Annotated in this window: 4 protein-coding genes; all 4 read right to left on the bottom strand. The window is 73.7% G+C overall.

Features of this window, described 5'->3' with window-relative positions:
* Positions 1 to 549 (bottom strand): imidazole glycerol phosphate synthase subunit HisF (hisF, locus tag ACFE60_RS18720; RefSeq protein ID WP_375390357.1); only part of this gene is annotated, 549 nt, incomplete at its 3' end.
* Positions 549 to 1,388 carry an ATP phosphoribosyltransferase gene (gene hisG / locus ACFE60_RS18725; RefSeq protein WP_375390358.1) on the bottom strand — a complete coding sequence of 280 codons (840 nt, stop codon included), beginning with the start codon at positions 1,386 to 1,388 and terminating at the stop codon, positions 549 to 551. The genes hisF and hisG, both read right to left, overlap by 1 nt.
* Before the next feature lie 37 nt (positions 1,389 to 1,425).
* Complete coding sequence (locus ACFE60_RS18730) at positions 1,426 to 1,689, bottom strand: phosphoribosyl-ATP diphosphatase (RefSeq protein ID WP_375390359.1); 264 nt, start codon at positions 1,687 to 1,689, stop codon at positions 1,426 to 1,428.
* A 130-nt stretch (positions 1,690 to 1,819) separates the two neighbouring features.
* Complete coding sequence (gene rpe, locus ACFE60_RS18735; RefSeq protein ID WP_375390360.1) at positions 1,820 to 2,467, bottom strand: ribulose-phosphate 3-epimerase; 648 nt, start codon at positions 2,465 to 2,467, stop codon at positions 1,820 to 1,822.
* Positions 2,468 to 2,598: the final 131 nt, after the last annotated feature.

Here is a 2,598-nt window from a genome sequence, read left to right on the forward strand (position 1 = left end):
CTTCGTGCCGTCGGCGTCGATCGAGTTGAGCAGCAGCTCCCCCGCGCCCAGGTCGATCGCCGTCCTGGTCCACTCGAGCGCATCGATGCCGGTGTTCGTGCGGCCGCCGTGCGTGGTCACCGACCAGCCGGAGGGGCTGCGCGGGTCGTGCAGCACGTCGAGCGAGAGCACGCAGACCTGCGCGCCGAACCTGCCCGCGATCTCCGCGACGAGGTCGGGGCGGGCTATCGCCGCCGAGTTCACGCCGATCTTGTCCGCGCCGGACTGCAGCAGCCGGTCGACGTCGTCGACGCTCCGCACGCCGCCGCCGACGGTGAGCGGCACGAAGACCTGCTCCGCGGTGCGGCGGACGGTGTCGAGCAGCGTGCCCCGCGCCTCCACCGTCGCGGTGACGTCGAGGAACGTGATCTCGTCGGCGCCCTCCTCCGCGTACCGGGCGGCGAGGTCCACGGGGTCCCCCGCGTCCTCGAGCCCCTGGAACCGGACGCCCTTGACGACGCGGCCGCCCGCGACGTCGAGGCACGGGATGACCCGGGTGGCGAGCGGCATCAGAGCCTCGCGGCGTGGATCGGCGTGACGAAGATCGCCCGGGCGCCGAGCGCGTAGAGGCGGTCCATCACGAGGTTCATCTCGTCCCGCTTCACGAGCACGCGGACCGCGGCCCACTCCGGGTCCTGGAGGGGGGCGACGGTCGGCGACTCGTAGCCGGGTGCCACGGCGGTCGCCGCGTCGAGCAGCCGCCGCGGGACGTCGTAGTCGACCATCACCCAGCGGCGGGCGACGAGCACGCCGTTCAGGCGGCGCTCGAGCACGTCGAGCCCCGCCGCCCGCTCGGCCCCCGCGATCAGCACCGCCGTCGACTCGAGGATGACCGGACCGAAGATCTCGAGGCCCTGCGCGCGCAGGGTCGCGCCGGTCTCGACGACGTCGGCGACGACGTCGGCGACGCCGAGCCGCACGGCGGTCTCGACGGCGCCGTCGAGGTGCACCAGCCGCGCGTCGACGCCCTCGCGCCGGAGGAACGCGCCGACGAGGCCGGTGAAGCTGGTCGCGACCCGCTTGCCGCGCAGGTCGTCGAGGGTCAGGTGCCGACCGCCCGGCCCGGCGAAGCGGAAGGTCGACGACGCGAAGTCGAGCGCCGCGACCTCCACCGCCGGCGAGCCGGAGTCGAGCAGCAGGTCGCGGCCGGTGATCCCCACGTCGAGCGCTCCGGAGCCGACGTACGTCGCGATGTCGCGGGGCCGCAGGTAGAAGAACTCCGCGTCGTTGCGCGGGTCGGCGACCGTCAGCTCCTTGGGGTCGCGGCGGAGGCGGTAGCCGGCCTCGCCGAGCATCTGCGCGGCGGTCTCGGCGAGCGCACCCTTGTTGGGCACGGCGATTCGGAGCATCTGGGTTCCTGTCGAGGGGTGGTCGGGCGGGGTCTCGTCAGAGATGTCGCCAGACGTCCTCGAGCGTCAGGCCCCTCGCGATCAGCAGCACCTGCAGGTGGTAGAGCAGCTGGGACGCCTCCTCGGCGACGCGGTCGTCGCTCTCCCACTCGGCGGCCATCCACACCTCGGCCGCCTCCTCGACCACCTTCTTGCCGATGCCGTGCACGCCGGAGTCGAGCTCCACGACCGTGCGGGACCCATCCGGACGCGAGGCCGCCTTCGCCGACAGCTCGGCGAACAGCCCCTCGAACGTCTTCACCCGGTCAGGGTATCGGGCGGTCGTGGCCGTCGCGGATCCGGACGGACGGCGCGACGCGCCGCCTCCGGGCGCCTGGACACGGCGTGTCGCCTCGCCGATCCGGATCCGCGCGAGGGATCCGGATCCGCGATCAGGCGGAGGCGAGGGCGCGGAGGTGCCGCACGGCCGCGTCGGGGTCCTCCTGCCCGAACACCGCGGACCCGGCGACGAAGGTGTCGGCGCCGGCCGCCGCCGCGGTCGCGATGGTGTCCGCGCCGATGCCGCCGTCGACCTGCAGCCACACGTCGCGATCCCCGATCGCGGCGCGCACCTCGCCGACCTTGTCCATCAGCCCGGCCATGAAGGACTGGCCGCCGAACCCCGGCTCGACGGTCATCACCAGCACCTGGTCGAACTCCGCGAGCGCGGCCAGGTAGGGGCGCACGTCCGTCGTCGGCTTCACGGCGATGCCCGCGCGGGCACCCGCGCGGCGGATCGCCCTGGCGGTCGCGATCGGCTCGTGCGCCGCCTCCGCGTGGAAGGTCACGGTGTGCGCGCCCGCCTCCGCGTAGCCGGGCGCCCAGCGGTCGGGGTCGTCGATCATCAGGTGCACGTCGAGCGGCAGCGCGCTCGTCTCCACGAGGCGCCGGACCATCGGCAGGCCGAACGTGAGGTTCGGCACGAAGTGGTTGTCCATCACGTCGCAGTGCACGAGATCGGCGGAGGGGATGCTGGCGACGGCGGCGGCGAACGCGCTGAAGTCGGCGGACAGGATGCTCGGTTCGATCCGGACGACCACGGCCCGACCCTATGCGCTCGGCGCGGAGCACTTCAGCAGGCTGCACCCACGTGAGCAGGCTGCAGGACGCCGTTCTGGCCTGCTCGAGCGCGCGCAGCCTGCCGAAGTGCTCGAGGCGGCGCTCCGGCCGC

Source organism: uncultured Amnibacterium sp. (assembly GCF_964245895.1).
Taxonomy (GTDB): Bacteria; Actinomycetota; Actinomycetes; order Actinomycetales; family Microbacteriaceae; genus Amnibacterium.